Origin of the sequence: Streptomyces fungicidicus (assembly GCF_003665435.1) — a bacterium.
Lineage (GTDB): Bacteria > Actinomycetota > Actinomycetes > Streptomycetales > Streptomycetaceae > Streptomyces > Streptomyces fungicidicus.
In genome coordinates this window covers 2,342,655-2,359,062 of record NZ_CP023407.1, presented here as the reverse complement: position 1 = coordinate 2,359,062, position 16,408 = coordinate 2,342,655, and the positions used below count along the sequence as shown (strand labels likewise).

The 16,408-nt window shown below is 73.9% G+C and carries 16 protein-coding genes, 1 other RNA gene and 1 pseudogene; 13 read left to right on the top strand and 5 right to left on the bottom strand.

The annotated features are described in order from the left end of the window. Positions 1-148 precede the first annotated feature (148 nt). The 3 genes from CNQ36_RS10590 to CNQ36_RS10580 are packed head-to-tail and all read left to right on the top strand — an operon-like array spanning position 149 to position 3,305. Positions 149-1,054 carry a Nif3-like dinuclear metal center hexameric protein gene (locus CNQ36_RS10590; RefSeq protein WP_121545793.1) on the top strand — a complete coding sequence of 302 codons (906 nt, stop codon included), beginning with the start codon at positions 149-151 and terminating at the stop codon, positions 1,052-1,054. Continuing rightward, positions 1,051-1,794 carry a zinc ribbon domain-containing protein gene (locus CNQ36_RS10585; protein ID WP_121545792.1) on the top strand — a complete coding sequence of 248 codons (744 nt, stop codon included), beginning with the start codon at positions 1,051-1,053 and terminating at the stop codon, positions 1,792-1,794. The genes CNQ36_RS10590 and CNQ36_RS10585 overlap by 4 nt, the downstream gene beginning before the upstream one ends. Positions 1,795-1,823: 29 nt before the next feature. Then, positions 1,824-3,305 carry a bifunctional RNase H/acid phosphatase gene (locus CNQ36_RS10580; RefSeq protein ID WP_121545791.1) on the top strand — a complete coding sequence of 494 codons (1,482 nt, stop codon included), beginning with the start codon at positions 1,824-1,826 and terminating at the stop codon, positions 3,303-3,305. Here CNQ36_RS10580 and eda read toward each other — a convergent pair. The 4 genes from eda to CNQ36_RS10560 all read right to left on the bottom strand — a co-directional run bounded on the left by eda (position 3,280) and on the right by CNQ36_RS10560 (position 6,305). Continuing rightward, positions 3,280-3,945, bottom strand: a complete 666-nt coding sequence (gene eda / locus CNQ36_RS10575; RefSeq protein WP_121545790.1) for a bifunctional 4-hydroxy-2-oxoglutarate aldolase/2-dehydro-3-deoxy-phosphogluconate aldolase — start codon at positions 3,943-3,945, stop codon at positions 3,280-3,282. The two genes, CNQ36_RS10580 and eda, sit on opposite strands and share 26 nt — an antisense overlap. Positions 3,946-4,008: 63 nt before the next feature. Continuing rightward, positions 4,009-4,791 (bottom strand): peroxide stress protein YaaA, encoded by a 783-nt coding sequence (gene yaaA, locus CNQ36_RS10570; RefSeq protein WP_121545789.1) that lies wholly within the window; start codon positions 4,789-4,791, stop codon positions 4,009-4,011. Between the two features lie 159 nt (positions 4,792-4,950). After that, complete coding sequence (locus CNQ36_RS10565) at positions 4,951-5,496, bottom strand: hypothetical protein (RefSeq protein WP_121548418.1); 546 nt, start codon at positions 5,494-5,496, stop codon at positions 4,951-4,953. 50 nt (positions 5,497-5,546) lie between these two features. Next, positions 5,547-6,305, bottom strand: coding sequence for a MerR family transcriptional regulator (locus tag CNQ36_RS10560; RefSeq protein WP_121545788.1), 759 nt, complete (start codon positions 6,303-6,305; stop codon positions 5,547-5,549). Between the two features lie 94 nt (positions 6,306-6,399). Between CNQ36_RS10560 and CNQ36_RS10555 the strand changes: the two genes are divergently transcribed. From CNQ36_RS10555 to CNQ36_RS10520, 8 genes and pseudogenes are all read left to right on the top strand, one after another. Further along, a complete protein-coding gene (locus CNQ36_RS10555) occupies positions 6,400-7,263 on the top strand; it encodes an AraC family transcriptional regulator (RefSeq protein WP_121548417.1) in 864 nt (287 codons plus the stop codon). Beyond that, a pseudogene (locus CNQ36_RS35835) lies at positions 7,260-8,087 on the top strand (DMT family transporter); the annotation flags it as partial. The gene CNQ36_RS10555 and the pseudogene CNQ36_RS35835, both read left to right, overlap by 4 nt. Before the next feature lie 67 nt (positions 8,088-8,154). Beyond that, positions 8,155-8,556, top strand: an RNA gene (rnpB, locus tag CNQ36_RS10545) — RNase P RNA component class A. Positions 8,557-9,023: 467 nt separating this feature from the next. After that, complete coding sequence (locus CNQ36_RS10540) at positions 9,024-10,862, top strand: sensor histidine kinase (RefSeq protein WP_228329539.1); 1,839 nt, start codon at positions 9,024-9,026, stop codon at positions 10,860-10,862. 119 nt (positions 10,863-10,981) lie between these two features. Further along, the gene (locus CNQ36_RS10535) at positions 10,982-11,401 is read left to right on the top strand and encodes a roadblock/LC7 domain-containing protein (RefSeq protein WP_004931839.1); all 420 of its coding nucleotides are present in this window, start codon (positions 10,982-10,984) and stop codon (positions 11,399-11,401) included. After that, positions 11,398-11,754 (top strand): DUF742 domain-containing protein, encoded by a 357-nt coding sequence (locus CNQ36_RS10530; RefSeq protein WP_004931841.1) that lies wholly within the window; start codon positions 11,398-11,400, stop codon positions 11,752-11,754. Before CNQ36_RS10535 ends, CNQ36_RS10530 begins: the two co-directional genes overlap by 4 nt. Beyond that, positions 11,735-12,352, top strand: coding sequence for a GTP-binding protein (locus CNQ36_RS10525; RefSeq protein ID WP_121545786.1), 618 nt, complete (start codon positions 11,735-11,737; stop codon positions 12,350-12,352). Before CNQ36_RS10530 ends, CNQ36_RS10525 begins: the two co-directional genes overlap by 20 nt. Continuing rightward, positions 12,349-13,593: a cytochrome P450 gene (locus CNQ36_RS10520; RefSeq protein ID WP_004931844.1), complete on the top strand. Its 1,245-nt coding sequence runs from the start codon at positions 12,349-12,351 to the stop codon at positions 13,591-13,593. The genes CNQ36_RS10525 and CNQ36_RS10520 overlap by 4 nt, the downstream gene beginning before the upstream one ends. Before the next feature lie 200 nt (positions 13,594-13,793). On the opposite strand, the gene CNQ36_RS10515 is transcribed toward CNQ36_RS10520, so the two are convergent. Next, on the bottom strand, positions 13,794-15,020 hold the full coding sequence (locus CNQ36_RS10515; RefSeq protein ID WP_121545785.1) for a cytochrome P450: 1,227 nt from the start codon (positions 15,018-15,020) through the stop codon (positions 13,794-13,796). A 432-nt stretch (positions 15,021-15,452) separates the two neighbouring features. On the opposite strand from CNQ36_RS10515, the gene CNQ36_RS10510 reads away from it, so the two are divergent. Both CNQ36_RS10510 and CNQ36_RS10505 read left to right on the top strand, forming a co-directional pair. Beyond that, complete coding sequence (locus CNQ36_RS10510; protein WP_121545784.1) at positions 15,453-15,782, top strand: plasmid mobilization protein; 330 nt, start codon at positions 15,453-15,455, stop codon at positions 15,780-15,782. Then, positions 15,779-16,264 carry a PIN domain-containing protein gene (locus CNQ36_RS10505; protein WP_206278447.1) on the top strand — a complete coding sequence of 162 codons (486 nt, stop codon included), beginning with the start codon at positions 15,779-15,781 and terminating at the stop codon, positions 16,262-16,264. Before CNQ36_RS10510 ends, CNQ36_RS10505 begins: the two co-directional genes overlap by 4 nt. Positions 16,265-16,408: the final 144 nt, after the last annotated feature.

The window sequence follows — 16,408 nt, the reverse complement described above, 5'->3', positions numbered from 1 at the left end:
GTAGGTCTCCCGTGCACAGGCGGTGGACCGGTGGGCCCACGCTTCACACGTAAGGGTGCTCCAGGAACGATTCGCCTGAGGAAGCGGAGGGGTGTGTGCTCCGGGGAGCAGGTACTGCCGTACGGAACAGCCAGGTAGCCTTGCAGGCGTGCCCCGTCTGTCTGAAGTCATCGCCGCGCTGGACAACCTGTGGCCCGCCGAGTGGGCCGAGTCCTGGGACGCGGTCGGCACCGTCGTGGGCGATCCCGACCAGGAGGTCACACGGGTCCTGTTCGCCGTCGACCCGGTCCGGGAGACCGTCGACGAGGCGCTGAAGCTGGACGCCGACCTGCTGGTCACCCACCACCCGCTCTACCTCCGCGGGACGACCACGGTCGCGGCCTCCACCTTCAAGGGCCGCGTGGTGCACACCCTCATCAAGAACGACATCGCGCTGCACGTCGCCCACACCAACGCCGACACCGCCGACCCGGGAGTCTCCGACGCCCTCGCCGGCGCGCTGGACCTCCGGATCCTGCGGCCCCTCGTGCCGGACCCGTCCGACCCCGCGGGCCGCCGGGGACTCGGCAGGGTGTGCGAGCCGGACCGTCCGCTGACCGTCCGCGAACTCGCCGCCCGCGCCGCCGAGCGCCTCCCCGCGACCGCGCAGGGCATCCGCGTCGCCGGCGACCCCGACGCGCCCGTGCGCACGGTCGCCGTCAGCGGCGGCTCCGGCGACAGCCTCTTCGACCACGTCCGGGCGGCCGGCGTGGACGCCTTCCTCACCGCGGACCTGCGCCACCACCCGGTGTCCGAGGCCCGCGCCCAGAGTTCCCTCGCGCTGCTCGACGCGGCGCACTGGGCCACCGAGTGGCCCTGGTGCGAGCTGGCGGCCGCCCAGCTCGACGAGATCTCCGACCGCCACGGATGGGACCTGCGGGTCCACATCTCGCGGACGGTCACCGACCCCTGGACCGCCCACGCGGCGTCCGCCCGCCCGTCGCCCACCACCACCCTTCCAGGGAGCGCTTCGCGCGCCCCTTCGGACGCTGACACATCTGGAGCCCCCAACTGAACGCCGCGCCCGCCGACCAGATCCGACTCCTCGACGTCCAGGACCTCGACGTCCGCCTCCAGCAGCTCGCGCACAAGCGGAAGTCGCTGCCCGAGCACGCCGAGATCGAGTCGCTGACCCGGGACCTCGCCCAGCTGCGCGACCTGCTCGTCGCCGCGCAGACCGAGGAGAGCGACTGCGCCCGCGAGCAGACCAAGGCCGAGCAGGACGTCGACCAGGTGCGCCAGCGCGCCGTCCGCGACCAGAAGCGCCTCGACTCCGGCGCCGTCTCCTCGCCGAAGGACCTGGAGAACCTCCAGCGCGAGATCACCTCCCTCGCCAAGCGGCAGGGCGACCTCGAGGACGTCGTCCTGGAGGTCATGGAGCGTCGCGAGTCCGCGCAGGAGCGCGTCACCGAACTCACCGAGCGGGTCGGCTCCGTGCAGGGCAGGATCGACGACGCGACCGCGCGCCGGGACACGGCCGTCGAGGAGATCGACGGCGAGGTGGCCTCCGTGACGAAGGAGCGCGAGGTCGTTTCCGGCTCCGTTCCCGCCCCGCTGCTGAGCCTGTACGACAAGCTGCGCGGGCAGCAGGGCGGCATCGGCGCCGCGAAGCTGTACGCCCGTACCTGCCAGGGCTGCCGCCAGGAGCTCGCCATCACCGAGCTGAACGAGATCCGCTCGGCCGCCCCCGACACGGTGGTGCGCTGCGAGAACTGCCGCCGCATCCTGGTGCGCACCTCCGAGTCGGGCCTGTAGGGCCGCGGGGCGGCAAGGGCTGGTCAGCGATGCGGGAGTTCATCGTCGAGGCGGACGGCGGGTCGCGGGGCAACCCGGGGCCCGCGGGCTACGGGTCCGTGGTGAGTGACGCGGCGACGGGGGAGACCCTGGCGGAGGCGGCGGAGTACATCGGCGTCGCCACCAACAACGTCGCCGAGTACCGGGGCCTGGTGGCCGGCCTGCGCGCCGCGCACGAGCTGGACCCGGATGCCGCGGTGCACGTCCGGATGGACTCCAAGCTCGTCGTCGAGCAGATGACGGGCCGCTGGAAGATCAAGCACCCGGCGATGAAGCCGCTCGCGGCGGAGGCCGCGCGGGTCTTCCCGCCGGAGCGGGTCACGTACGAGTGGATCCCCCGCGAGCGGAACAAGCACGCCGACCGGCTGGCCAACGAGGCGATGGACGCGGGCAGGCGGGGCGAGCAGTGGTCGGCGTCGGCCTCCCGCGCCGCCCTGGACACCCCCCGCCCCGAGCCCGCGGGCCCACCCGCCGACGCGGCCGCGGGCGCGGCCCGCGTCCGCGCCGCACTCGCCTCGACCTCCACCCCCACACCCGGCTCCCCCCGCCCGTCCACCGCACCCCCGGCCGCGGGTCCTGCCGACGCGACGCCCACCTCCGGTGCCGAGCCCGCCACCGCGCCCGACTCCCCTCGCCCGGCGGACGACACCACCGGGGCCCCGTCCGCGGGTCCCGCCGACGCCGACGCCGGTGCGGCACGCGTCTCCGGCGAGACCGCCGCCGAGCCCGGCGACGCCACCGGGGCTCCGGCCGCGGGGGCGGATGCTGCCGCTGCCGCGGCCGACGCCGATGTCCGGGCCGCGCGGACCGTGGCCACGCCCGGGGTGGGGTGGGCGCCGCCGGACATGGGTGCGCCGGCGACCTTCGTGCTGTTGCGGCACGGGGAGACGCCGCTGACTCCGCAGAAGCGTTTCTCGGGCAGTGGCGGCAGTGACCCCTCCCTCTCCGACATCGGCCGGGAGCAGGCGGCGAGGGTCGCCGAGTTCCTGGCCCGGCGCGGCACCGTGCAGGCGGTCGTCTCCTCCCCCCTCGCCCGTACCCGCGAGACCGCGCGCATCGTCGCCGCCCGGCTCGGTCTCGAAGTGGCCGTGGAGGACGGGCTGCGGGAGACCGACTTCGGCGCGTGGGAGGGCCTCACCTTCGGCGAGGTCCGCGAACGCCACCCCGACGACCTGAACGCCTGGCTGTCCTCCCCGGACGCCGAACCCACCGGCGGCGGCGAGAGCTTCGCGGCCACCGCCGACCGGATCGCCGCCACCCGCGACAAGCTGACCGCCGCGTACGCCGGCCGCACGGTCCTGCTCGTCACCCATGTGACCCCGATCAAGACCTTGGTACGGCTCGCCCTGGGCGCCCCGCCCGAGGCCCTGTTCCGCATGGAACTGTCGGCGGCCTCACTCTCCGCCGTGGCGTACTACGCCGACGGCAACGCCAGCGTCCGCCTGTTCAACGAGACCTCGCACCTGCGCTGAGCCCCGCCGCCTCCCGCGCCAGCCGCTCCACCCGGTCCCAGTCCCCGGCCGCCACCGCGTCCGCCGGGAGCATCCAGCTCCCGCCCACGCAGCCCACGTTGGGCAGGGCGAGATAGTCCGGCGCGGAGTCGGGACCGATGCCTCCCGTCGGGCAGAAACGGGCCTGCGGAAGCGGTCCGGCGAGCGACTTCAGATACGCCGTCCCGCCCGCGGCCTGCGCCGGGAAGAACTTCATCTCCCGCACCCCGCGCTCCAGCAGCGCCACCACCTCCGAGGTGGTCGACACCCCCGGCAGGAACGGCACCCCGGACGCCCGCATGGCCGCCAGCAGGACGTCCGTCCAGCCGGGACTCACCAGGAACCGCGCCCCCGCCGCCACCGCCTCGCCCGCCTGCTCCGGAGCGATCACCGTCCCGGCCCCCACCACCGCGTCCGGCACCTCGCCGGCGATCGCGCGGATCGCGGCGAGCGCGGCGGGCGTCCGCAGGGTCACCTCGATCGCCGGCAGCCCCCCGGCCACCAGCGCACGCGCCAGCGGCACGGCGTCGGCGACGTCCTCGACGACCACGACGGGCACCACGGGAGCGAGATCGAGCACGGACGGCACGGGGGGCACGGCGGAGGGCAGGGGTGAGCTCATGGCGTCATCCTGCCCCCACCGAAGCGCCCTGCGCAAAGGTCATTGCGGATACTGCAACGCGCCTCAGTGCACCTCGTCCACCAGCACGTCCAGCGCCCAGGCCGTCCCCGCCCTGCCCGGCGCCGTGGCCTCCACCTCGTACCCGAGCTCCCGCAGCGCCTCCACCAGCCCGGCCGGGTCCTCGGGCACGGCCCCGCCCGTCAGCAGGCTCCGCACGATCCGGCCCTTGGTGGCCTTGTTGAAGTGGCTGACCACCTTCCGGGTCGGCGCGTGCAGCACCCGCACCGTCGCCGTCCGCCCGGCCGTCCCGCCCTTCGGCTTCCAGGCCGCCGCGTACGCCGCCGACCGCAGGTCCAGCACCAGCCCGTCCCCCGCGGCCTCGGGCAGCACCTCCGCCATCGGCGCACGCCAGTGCCGGCTCAGCGCGCCCAGCCCGGGCAGCCGCACCCCCATCGAGAGCCGGTAGGAGGGAATCCGGTCGGTGACCCGCACCGCGCCCCACAGCCCGGAGAACACCAGCAGCGACTTCGCGGCCCGCCGCTTCGCCGCCGCGTCGAGGGACGCCAGGCCGAGGGCGTCGTACAGCACCCCGGTGTAGATCTCCCCGGCGGGCCGCGCCCCGGCGGTCCGCAGCCCCGCGTTCTTGGCGACCTCGCCCCGCAGCCCCTCGCTGAGGCCCAGCACCTCGCGCGCCTTGTCCTCGTCGCCCGTGCACAGGTCCACCAGTTCGGCGAGGGCGGCCTCCCGCGCGGCGGCCAGCCCCGGCAGGGACAGCGACTCGGGCTTCAGCGGTGCACCGCGGCCGGAAGCGGCCTTGCCTTCGGACGGCGGCAGCAGGACAAGCACACGTACTCCTTCGCATCGAGCTCGAAGTCAGGGTACGGCGTGCGCTGGCCCGTCCAGTTCGGCGTCGTGGAGCACGTACGCCCGGTGAAGCGGCCTCGAGCTCCGGGGACAGGACACCCTGCAGCCGGCCATGAGCCGTGTCCCCCCGACAGCCGTCCGTCAGACGCCACCGGCGGAGAGAGGAGCCGCGCCGAGCGTGCGGACCAGCCCGTCCGGGTCCTCCGCGTGGAAACGGACCACCCGGACCTCATGGCGCCGCCCGAGGAACGTGACGTGGCTGACCGGCTCGGATAGCTCCACCGTGACCGTGGTCTGCGCGCCGACGGCGAGGTCGAGCTCGCCCTCGGCCCTCTCGTGCGTCATCCGCAGCTCCCGCCGGACCGAGGCGATCCGGTCCCGCGGTATCCGCAGGTCGACGTGGACGGCCCGGCGGACCCGCAGCGCGTCCGCGCCGACCACGTGCGGGCGGACGACGGAAGCGGCGTGCAGCGCGACGACGAACACGACGGTGTACACGTCCAGGACGAGCACCACCGCGTGCACCGCGGGCCAGTCGCGCAGCAGCACGGACATCGCCACCGTCTCGACCGCGCACACGAACGCGAAGCCGTACATCATGGCCGCCTGCCCCCGCGCGTACCCGAACGCCGTCCCGCCGCCGACGCCGTGCGTGCGCCGCGCCGCCCACAGCCACAGGCTCGCCATCAGCCGCGCCTCGTGCCGTACGAGACCCAGGGCCACCCGCGCCACCCCCTTCACGGCCGCCGCCCCTCGGCCACCATCCGCAGCATGCGGCGGATCACCTCCGCCTGGGCAGGGGGGAAGTCGGCGTAGAAGGCGCGCAGGAAGCTGTCGTCGGGGGCGGCGCCCGCGCCCTCCGCGACCAGCTCGGCCGGCACGCACGCGGCGAGGGCCCGGGCGGTCTCCTCCACACGGGGATCGTCCGGACGGGCCTCGGCGAGCGCGTCGAGCGACGCGTACACCGCCCGGGCCCGCTCCGCCCCGCCCGGCGCGCCCACCATCGCGCCGAGCAGCCCCATCAGCCGCTCCCGCTCCTCCGGCGGAGCCGCCGTCTCGATGAGCGCGAGCATCTCGCGGTCCTTGGCGGCCATGGGAGAGTCGGAGAGGTGGGCCGTGTCCCGGAACAGCGCGGCGAGCGCGGGGGAGACCGGCCCCTCGGCGGTGAGCCCGCCCTCCGTCTCCAGCAGGGCCCGCAGCCGCGCCCGCCGCTCCCGGATCGCCGTCTCCTGCCGGGCCAGGTCCTCGTCAAGCTCCGTCAGCACCTCGACGAGATCCTTCCCCGCCTCGTCCGCGAGGACGTCCCGCACCTCCGTGAGCCCCAGCCCCAGCTCGGTCAGCCGCCTGATCCGCGCCAGCACCACGGCGTGCCGCAGCCGGTAGTCCCGGTACCCGTTGCCCAGCCGCTCCGGCTCCGGCAACAGCCCCAGCTGGTGGTAGTGGCGCACGGCCCGCGTCGAGACACCGACGGCGGCGGCGAGTTCTCCGATCCGCATGCCCCCAGTAGAAACGTTGACGCCGCGGCAGGGTCAAGCGAACCCTGTGGACACCGCCGCGCTCCGTCTGGTCCCCTGTGGCCGGGGGTGGCAGGTGAAGGACGTACGGGAACAGGCCCGCTGGACCAGGGCGAGACTGGGGCGGTGCGGCCCGCCCCTCGACCTGCTCACCGCACGCTTCAACCGGCACGAGTACGCCCCCCACGCCCACGACGAGTTCACGGTCGGCGTCACCGTGGGCGGCCTGGAGGCCATCGCCTACCGGGGCGGGCGCATCGTGTCAGGACCGGGCAGCCTCGTCGTCCTCGAGCCCGGCGAGATGCACACCGGCGGCCCCGCCGCCCCCGACGGCTACGCCTACCGCGCCCTCTACGCCGCCCCCGCCCTCCTCACCGACGGCACCCTCGGGAGCGGCGGCGGCCTCCCCCACTTCCGCGAGCCCGTCCTCGACGACCCCGAACTGGCCGCCGCGCTGCGCAGCGCCCACACGGACGTGAGCAGCTGCCCGGACCCCCTGGAGGCGGAGTCCCGCATCCCCTGGCTGCTCACCGCCCTCGCCCGCCGCCACTCCACCGCCCGCGCCGACGACACGGCGGTCCCCGGCGCCGCCGCCGTCGCCCACGCCGTCCGCGACCGCCTCGCCGACGAACTCCTCGCCCCGCCCTCCCTCGCCGCACTCGGCGCCGACCTCGGCCTCTCCCGCTACCAGCTGCTCCGCGCCTTCCGTACGACGATGGGGGTGCCCCCGTACGCCTGGCTCGCCCAGTACCGGGTGGCCAGGGCACGCGCCCTGCTCGACGCCGGCCTGCGCCCCGCCGAGGCGGCCGGCCTCGTCGGCTTCGCCGACCAGGCCCATCTGACCCGCTGGTTCCGCCGCGTGCTCGGGGTGACGCCTGCGGCGTACCGCAACAGCGTTCAAGACAGCACCGGCCGGCCCGGCCGACACTTCCCCGCATGACTGCACGCGGCTGGTTCCTGTTCTCCCTGATGGGAGTGGTCTGGGGCATCCCCTATCTGCTGATCAAGGTGGCGGTGGACGAGGTGTCCCCGTCGGGCGTGGTGTTCACGCGCTGCGCCCTCGGCGCCCTGATCCTGCTCCCCTTCGCCCTGCGCCAACCGGGGCTGGGGCGGAACGTGCGGACCCACTGGAAGCCGATGCTGGCGTTCGCGGTCATCGAGATCGTCGGCCCCTGGTACACCCTGACCGACGCCGAACGCCATCTGTCCAGCTCCACGGCCGGCCTGCTGATCGCGGGCGTGCCGATCGTCGGCGTGCTGCTGGCACGCTTCTTCGGCGCCGCGGAGTCGCTGGGCGCCCGCCGGATCACCGGCCTCGCCCTCGGTCTCGGCGGCGTCGGCGTCCTCACCGTCCCCCACCTGACCGGCGGCGACGCCCTGTCGCTCGCGGAGGTCCTGGTGACGGTCGTCGGCTACGCCACGGCGCCCCTGATAGCCGACCGCCACCTCAAGAACGTCCCGACGCTGCACCTCATCACGCCCTGCCTGGCGCTGGCCGCCCTGGTCTACGCCCCCGCGGCGGCCGCGACCCGCCCGGCGGCGCTGCCCCCGGCCGAGAGCCTCGCCGCCCTGGCCGCCCTCGGCGTCGTCTGCACGGCGGTGGCGTTCGTCGCCTTCCTGGAGCTGATCAAGGAGGCCGGCCCGATCCGCGCCTCGGTGATCACCTACGTCAACCCGGCGATCGCGGTGGCCGCCGGCGCCCTCTTCCTGGATGAACCCCTGACCGCCCCCGTCCTGGCCGCCTTCGCCCTGATCCTCACCGGCTCGGTCCTGGCGACGGCCGCCGCGCCGAAGCCCCGCTCCCGCCCGGTACCATGGTCCACACGGCAGACGAGCCGGGCGGGCGGCCGCGTGGAGTCCCTCACGGGACTTCCCGAGGAACGTCCGGGCTCCACAGGGCAGGGTGGTGGCTAACGGCCACCCGGGGTGACCCGCGGGACAGTGCCACAGAAAACAGACCGCCGGGGACCTCGGTCCCCGGTAAGGGTGAAACGGTGGTGTAAGAGACCACCAGCGCCTGAGGTGACTCAGGCGGCTAGGTAAACCCCACCCGGAGCAAGGTCAAGAGGAGACGCCCCGGTGTCTCTGCGCGGACGTTCGAGGGCTGCCCGCCCGAGTCCGCGGGTAGACCGCACGAGGCCGGCGGCAACGCCGGCCCTAGATGGATGGCCGTCGCCGGCGGGCCCGCGAGGACCCGCCGGAACAGAACCCGGCGTACAGCCCGACTCGTCTGCCCCCTTCCAGGGGGCCACGGTCACGGAATCTTCACGATCGGCGGAATTCCCACACTTCCGCGCCCTCTTCGGCGGTGCGGTGAGAGGGCAAAAAAGGTCGACCGCGCGATTAGTTGGCCAAAATTCGGTCCCTCGTGCAAGCGATCAGATCAGCAAATGCCGTGCCGGCAAAGCAATGTGACGCTGCGTCAGGTCTGTTTGCCCTGCCCGCTCGCTTCTTCGGCCCGGTCCGTTCGGAGTTTCCCGGGTACCACAGCGGCACATACGAGCGATGGATTCGCGACGATATTCGGGTTGCCGACCGACTATGCCCTCGGCGGCGTTTTCCCGCACAGCGGCGTGACTAGCATGAGCCGTACGGGGTCGGAAGATCACCCTCCTGTTGGCTGACCGCCCTTACGGCCCGCGGCACTTCGCGCCGCCGCCGCCCTGATTCCCCTGTTCTCACAGACCGAGGGACCGCTCCATGCCAGTGTCTGCTCCGCCCGGCCGGCCTCAACCGGTGAAGGCGCCGCGCACCTCGTTAGCCGTGCCGTCGGCCGTCCTGGTGGCGGGCGCCGCCGCCGGGGGCGCCGCGCTCGCCCTGGCACCGTCCGGCGCCTTCACCTGGACCCTGGCCGTCGTGGCGGCCGCCTGGGTGTGCGTCGCCGTCACCGTCCTCGCCGGCCACCGGCTCGTCCACCGGGCCCGACGGGCCGCCGCCGAGCAGGAGGCGGAGAAGGGCCGCCTCGGGGCGGAGACCGCCCGGCGCTCGGCCGAGATCTCCCACCTGGCCGGGGTGACGCTGCCCGCCGTGGCCAAGCGGCTCCGGGAGGGCGCGGGCGCGGCCGAGGCGCTGGGCAGCGTGCCGCCGCCGTCCGACCCGCAACTGCAGCGGCTCGCCCACGCCTTCGCCGCCGCCGTCGAGGAGGACGTGCGCCGGGTGGCCGTCCTGGACGGCGAGTACCGCAAGACCCGGCACGAACTGGACCAGGTGGTGGCCGAGCTGGACCGCCTGGCGCGCGAGACGCTGCCCACCGCGGTCGCCCGGCTGCGCGACGGCCGGTCCGCCGGCACCGTGCTCGCCGAGGTCGAACTGCCCCGGCTGCCCGTGGTGCGCACCCCCGCCGAATCGTTCGTCCGCGAACTCGCGCACAGCGAGCGGCGCGCCGCCGCCGCACAGGCCGCCTCCGCCAAGGCGCTCAGCCGCGTCCAGGCCAAGGCCGTGCGGATGCTCGCCGACCTGCGGGAGATGCAGGAACGGCACGGCGAGGAGGTCTTCGGGGACCTGCTGCGGCTGGACCACGGCACGTCCCAGCTCGGCCTGATGACCGACCGGCTGGCGCTGCTCATGGGCGGCAGGTCCAGCCGCGCCTGGAACAAGCCGATCGTGATGGAGAGCATCCTGCGCGGCGCCGTCGGCCGCATCGCCGCCTACCAGCGGGTGCGTCTGCACTGCTCCACCCGCGCCGCCGTCTCCGGCTTCGCCGCCGAGGGCGTGATGCACCTGCTCGCCGAGCTGATGGACAACGCTGCCAACTTCTCCCCGCCCATCGACCAGGTGCACGTCTACGTCGAGGACCGCAGCGCGGGCATCGTTGTCACCATCGAGGACAGCGGCCTGAAGATGGCCGACGCTGCGATGCGCCGCGCCGAGGAGGCCGTGGCCGGCCGCGTCACCGACCTCGCCGCGCTGCAGGGCACCCGGCTCGGCCTGGCCGTGGTGGGGCGGATCGCCGTGAAGTACGGCATCAGCGTCAACTACCGGCCCTCCGCCCGCGGCGGCACCGGCGTCGTCGTCCTGCTGCCCCTGGACCTGCTCGCCCAGCAGCGCGACCTGGCCCCGCACGAGGCGGCCGCCCGGCAGCCCGCGGCGACGGCCCCACCCGCCCCCGCGCCCGCCGCGCCCTCCCCGGCCGTACTCGCGCCGCCGCCCCCGCGCCCCGCCGCCGTCGAACCGGTGGTGGGCGCGGAGCCCTCCGCGGTCACCCGGCGCCCCACCGAGCCCCCCGCCGAACGGCCCGAACCGCCCGAGCTGCCCGACCAGGGACGGCACCGGCGCCCCGAAGGCACCACCCCGAACGGCCTGCCGGTCCGTGCCCCCGGCCGCACCATGGCCGAGGCGGAGCGCGAACGGGAGCAGCGGCAGCAGGCGTCCGCGGAGGCCGGTGACGTACCGCCGACGCGGCGCCCCGGACGCGACGCGGGCTCGCGGTTCGGCGCCTTCCACCGAGCACGGCAGTCCGGAACCGGCGCCGGCAACGGCACCGCAGGCAGTACCGGTTCCGGCGCGCGTCCCGCGGCCGAGCCGCCGACGGCTCCGTGAGTCCCAGTCCTTGCCCGTACGGAGTCCGGGGCGACGGCGCCCCGGCCCGCTCGAGTTCGTGAGATAGGAGGAACGGGCCGGTGACCGGTCAGCCGGACACCACCGTCCCATCACCCACCATGCAGACCACCGACAACAGCCTCAGCTGGCTCCTGCACAGCCTCCTGGAGCAGACCCCCGGCGCGCGGCACGCCCTCGTCCTGTCCCGTGACGGCCTGAAGCTCTGCTGGAGCGAGCACCTGACGCTCGACCGGGCCGACCAGCTGTCGGCGATCTGCTCCGGCATCCAGGCCCTCGCCCAGGGCGCCTCCATGGAGTTCGGCGACGGCACCGGCGGCGTCCGGCAGTCGATGACCGAGTTCCACGGCGGCCTGCTGTTCATCGTGGAGGCCGGCCAGGGCGCCCACCTCGCCGTCGTCGCCGGGGAGGACGCCGATCCCGGGGTGGTCGGCCACCAGATGACGGAGCTCGTCGAGCAGATCGGCGAGCACCTGCGGGCCGAACCGCGGGACCCGGCCGCGGGAAGCGGCACCTCATGACGCGCAAACCCGTCGACACGGGCGATCCCGACCGGCTCTACACCGTCACCGGCGGCCGCAGCCGCGCCGACGACTCCTTCGACCTGGTCACCCTGATCGTCAGCGAGAGCGGACCGGCGCCGGGGATGCAGTCGGAGCACGCCCGGATCCTGGAGCTGTGCCGGCACCCCGCCGCCGTCGTCGAGATCGCCGCCGAACTCGCGCTGCCGGTCACGGTGGTGCGGATCCTCCTCGGCGACCTGCTCGACACCGGCCGCATCACCGCCCGCCATCCGCGCGCGGCGCCGTCCGTCGCCGCCATGCCCGATTCCGCCCTACTGCAAGAGGTGCTCCATGGGCTCCGCAACCTCTGAGCTGCCCTCCCACCGCACACCGCTGAACGACACCGCGGAGACCGGTCTGAAGATCGTCGTCGTCGGGGGGTTCGGCGTCGGCAAGACGACCCTGGTCCGCTCCGTGAGCGAGATCCGGCCGCTCAACACCGAGGAGGTGATGACCCAGGCGGGCGTGGGCGTCGACGAGACCGGCGCGGTGGCGGCGAAGACCACCACGACGGTCGCGTTCGACTTCGGGCGGATCAGCCTCAACGACCGCATGGTGCTGTACCTGTTCGGCGCGCCCGGACAGCAGCGCTTCTGGTTCCTGTGGGACCGGCTGTTCTCCGGCACCCTGGGCGCCGTCGTCCTCGTGGACACGCGGCGGATGGACGACTCCTGGTACGCGATAGACAGGCTGGAGCACCACCGCACCCCCTTCGTGGTGGCCGTGAACCGGTTCGACGACGACGGCGTACGGCACTCCCTGGACGAGATCCGCCAGGCGCTCGCCCTGCCCGCGCACGTGCCGATGGTCGACTGCGACGCGCGGGTCCGGCAGTCCGGCAAGGACGTGCTCCTCACCCTCGTCAACCACCTCCACGACATGGCCCTCGCCCAGGAGGCGACACTGTGACCGACCCCGCCCACCCCCCGGGCTGCCCCGCCCACGCCGGCGCGGTACGCCTGGGAGGGCTCGAGTACCAGCAGACGCCGTCACAGCTCTACCGCGCGCTGCGCCGGGAGCACGGCCCGGTCGCGCCGGTGCTGCTCGACGGCGACATCCCCGCCTGGCTGGTCCTCGGCTACTCCGAGGTCACGTACGTGACCTCCCACGACGAGCTGTTCGCCCGGGACTCGCGGCGCTGGAACCAGTGGGAGCACATCCCGCCGGACTGGCCGCTGCTGCCCTTCGTCGGGTACCAGCCGTCGGTGCTGTTCACCGAGGGCGAGGACCACCGGCGCCGGGCCGGGGTGATCACCCAGGCGCTGGAGGGCGTCGACCAGTTCGAGCTGTCCCACGACTGCCGGCTGATCGCCGACGACCTCATCGCCCGGTTCGCCGGCAGCGGCCAGGCGGAGCTGATGGAGGACTTCGCGCACGCCCTGCCCATGCGGGCCGTGGTGCAGATGTGCGGAATGCCGACCTCGGGCGAGGACACCCGCCGGCTCGTCGACGACCTGCGGATCTCCCTGGACGCGGGGGAGGGCGACGACCCGGTGGCGGCGTACGGGCGGGTCGGCGCACGGCTGCGGCAGCTGGTGAAGGACAAGCGGGCCGCCCCCGGCCCGGACGTCACCTCGCGCATGCTGACCGACCCGGCCGGGCTGACGGACGAGGAGATCGTCCAGGACCTGATCTCGGTGATCGCGGCGGCGCAGCAGCCGACGGCGAACTGGATCTGCAACACGCTGCGTCTGCTGCTGACGGACGAGCGGTTCGCCGTCAACGTGTCGGGCGGCCGGCTCAGCGTCGGCGAGGCGCTCAACGAGGTGCTGTGGCTGGACACGCCGACGCAGAACTTCATCGGGCGGTGGGCCGTACGTGACGTCCAGCTGGGCGGCCGGCAGATCAGGGCCGGCGACTGCCTGGTGCTGGGGCTGGCCGCGGCCAACACCGACCCGCAGATCTGGCCCGCGGGGCACGTGGGCGCGGAGAACGCCGCGCACCTGTCGTTCAGCAACGGCGAGCACCGCTGCCCCTATCCGGCGCCCCTGCTGGCGGACGTGATGGCGCGGACGGCGGTCGAGACGCTGCTGGAGCGGCTGCCCGACCTGGTGCTGGCGGCGGAGCCGGAGGAGCTGAGCTGGCGTCCGTCGATCTGGATGCGGGGCCTCACGGCGCTTCCGGTGCGGTTCACGCCGGTGATGCAGTAGCGGTTCCGGGACCCTTGCCCCACCCGGGCCGGGGTACCCCGGCGGGCCGGGGTGGACCGGTGGGGGGCAGCCGGCGCTGGAGCCCCCGGTGGGGCCGGTGCGGGGCGAACGGTTCGGGCACGCCCGGACGCGGGGCGACCGGTAGCGGGCCCGTACGGGTCGCCGTACGGGCCGGACGCGCGTGCGGACCGCCGGCCGGGTCAGCCGCTCACGGGGGTGAACCGCACCGGCAGGCGCTGCGGGCCGCGGGTGAACACGCCCTGCTCGGCCGGTTCGAACCCGTCGGCGAGACGCATGTCGGGCATGGCGTCGAGGAGCTGGGCCACCCCGGTCTCCACCTCGGCCTTGGCCAGCAGCGCGCCGACGCAGAAGTGCCGGCCGAGCGCGAAGGCGAGGTGGTCGGCGGCGGCGGAGAAGGCGGTCGTGGTGGTGAGGTCGTCGCGGAAGATGTCGAAGCGGTCGGGGTCCGCGTAGCGGCTCTCGTCGCGGTTTGCGGCGCCTATCAGACACGTGACGGTGGCGCCCGCGGGTATCGTGCCGCCGCTGACCTCCACCTCCGTCGCGGACTGCCGCATGATCATGTGTACCGGCGGGGTGAAGCGCAGGGTCTCGGCGAAGGCGCGCGGGATCAGCGAGCGGTCCTCGCGGACGGCGGCCAGCTGGTCGGGGTGGAGCAGCAGGTTGGCGAAGATGCCGGCGATGGCCTTGTCGGTGGTCTCCCCGCCGGCGGCGAGCAGCAGACTGCAGAACGCCTTGACGTCCTCGTCGCTCATCCGCACCCCGTCGACCTCGGCGGCGCACAGCGCGGACAGCAGGTCGTCGCCCAGGTTCTCGCGGCGCTCCCGGATGATCGGCAGCATGTACTCGGCGAACTCCACCCGGGTGCGCTCGCCGGCCGCCGTCACCTCGGCGTCGCCCGACAGGTTCCCGAGGAAGGCGATGACGGCCGTGTACCAGCGGTGGAAGCGGGCGTGGTCGGCCTTGTCCAGGCCCAGCATGTCGGCGATCACGTTGACCGGGAAGCGCGTGGCGTAGTCGGCGACCAGGTCGGCGGAGCCGGTGTGCCGGAAGGCGTCGATCAGCTCGCGGGAGTTGCGCTCGATGACGGGCAGGAACTTCCGCTCCAGGTCGCTGCCCCGGAAGGCGGGCGCGACGAGCGCCCGGCGCACGGCGTGCTCCCGCCCGCTGAGCTGCAGGATCGTCTTGCCGTGCACGGGCTCGATCTGCCAGGCGTAGTTGTCGGTGGTGAACTCGCCGGCCTTGTCCTTGAAGACGCGCTCGACGTCCTCGTAGCGCGAGACGATGTAGCTCCGGGTGGCCTCGTGCCAGATGAGGGGCGCGCTCTCCCGCATCACCCGGTACGCGGGATAGGGGTTCGCCGCGAACTCGGGCGAGAGGATGTCGGGCACCTGCTGTGCGGTGGACATGGGGCTCCCATGTGTCGTCATTTGGTGTACCGCACAAGGTTATTGATCAACCATCAGCTACGACAGGGTGGCCGGGACACCGACCGGCCCGGTACGGAGGCATTGGCCGGAAACCGTCCCTCGTGGCGCCGTTCGGCCTCGGGGCCGATGAACAACGGCTCGCCGCCCCCGTGCTCCTGGAGGCAGAGCGCCGGCACCCGTCGTGCTGCGATGCGCCGTGGCCCCGGAGGAGGAACGACGGGCTCCAGAAACCCGTCCGCCTGCTCCGGGATCCGGCTGCCGGACTCCTCGGCTGATCGGGGCGGGAACCAGGCGGACGTCGGTAGCCGGAGGCGGTGCGGAACAGGGTTCGGGGGAGAGAGGCGCGGCAGAGGGTCTCCGCCGCCGGCCACCATACTCGCGCTGCCGTCATACGCGTATTACGATGCCTTCATGGCAAGGACGCGTATCAGTATCAGCTTGGAGCAAGACCAGGCCGAACGCATCAGGCAGCACGCGGAACGGGTGGGCATGGACGTCTCGGCGTACCTGGTGCACGCCGCGACGCGCCAGATGGCTGAGAGCGATGCCATAGAGGAACAGTTCGCCGAGGTGGACGCGCTCATCGCCCGGGCGGAGCGAGCGGCGGACGGGCTGCCCGCCGAGGCCGCCCCGGAACCGGCCGCGGAGCTGACGGAGCAGGAACGCCGTGAGGTCGAGGAGGCCTTGGGTCTCGTCCACGGCCGGGACCGACAGGGCCGCCGTCCGGGACACGCCGCGTGAGCGCACGGGTGCCGGTCTACGACACCGGCATGCTCATCGCGCTCGCCGACCGCAAGGCGAAGGCGGTGGCTCTCCACGAGGGACTGCGCACGGTCCCGCACCGGGCGCTGGTGCTCGGACCGGTCCTCGCCCAGGTGTGGCGTCCCAAGCCGGCGCTGGTGCACGCCCTGTCCGGTGTCCTGAAGGACTGCACAGTGCCTCAGGCCCGTACGTCGGAGCCGCCCATGCGTGAAACCAAGGCGGGTCGTCCGGAGTGTCTGGCCTGTGCGACGGGTCCGGATCTCTCGGACTGGCGGCGCGTCGGCACAGCTCTGGGGCGGGCGGCCCTGCCGGCGAAGAAGCGGCCGGACGCGGTGGACGCCTGGGTGACCCTGGCGGCGGCCCGGCACGGCAGCGCGGTGATCTTCACCACCGACCCGGGGGACATCCAGGCATACCTGGATGTCCTCGCGCCGACGGACGTGCACGTGGTCGCTGTCTGACGACCGGGAGCCCCGTGTCCCGTCCGGTACGACGCGCCTGCGGCGGGGAGCCGAACGCGGCCGGGCGTATGGTGGGGGCGCCGTGTGAGCCGAGGAAACCGCGGGTGGTCACCGCGTGGTGCGAACGGGGTAACTGACCTGCGG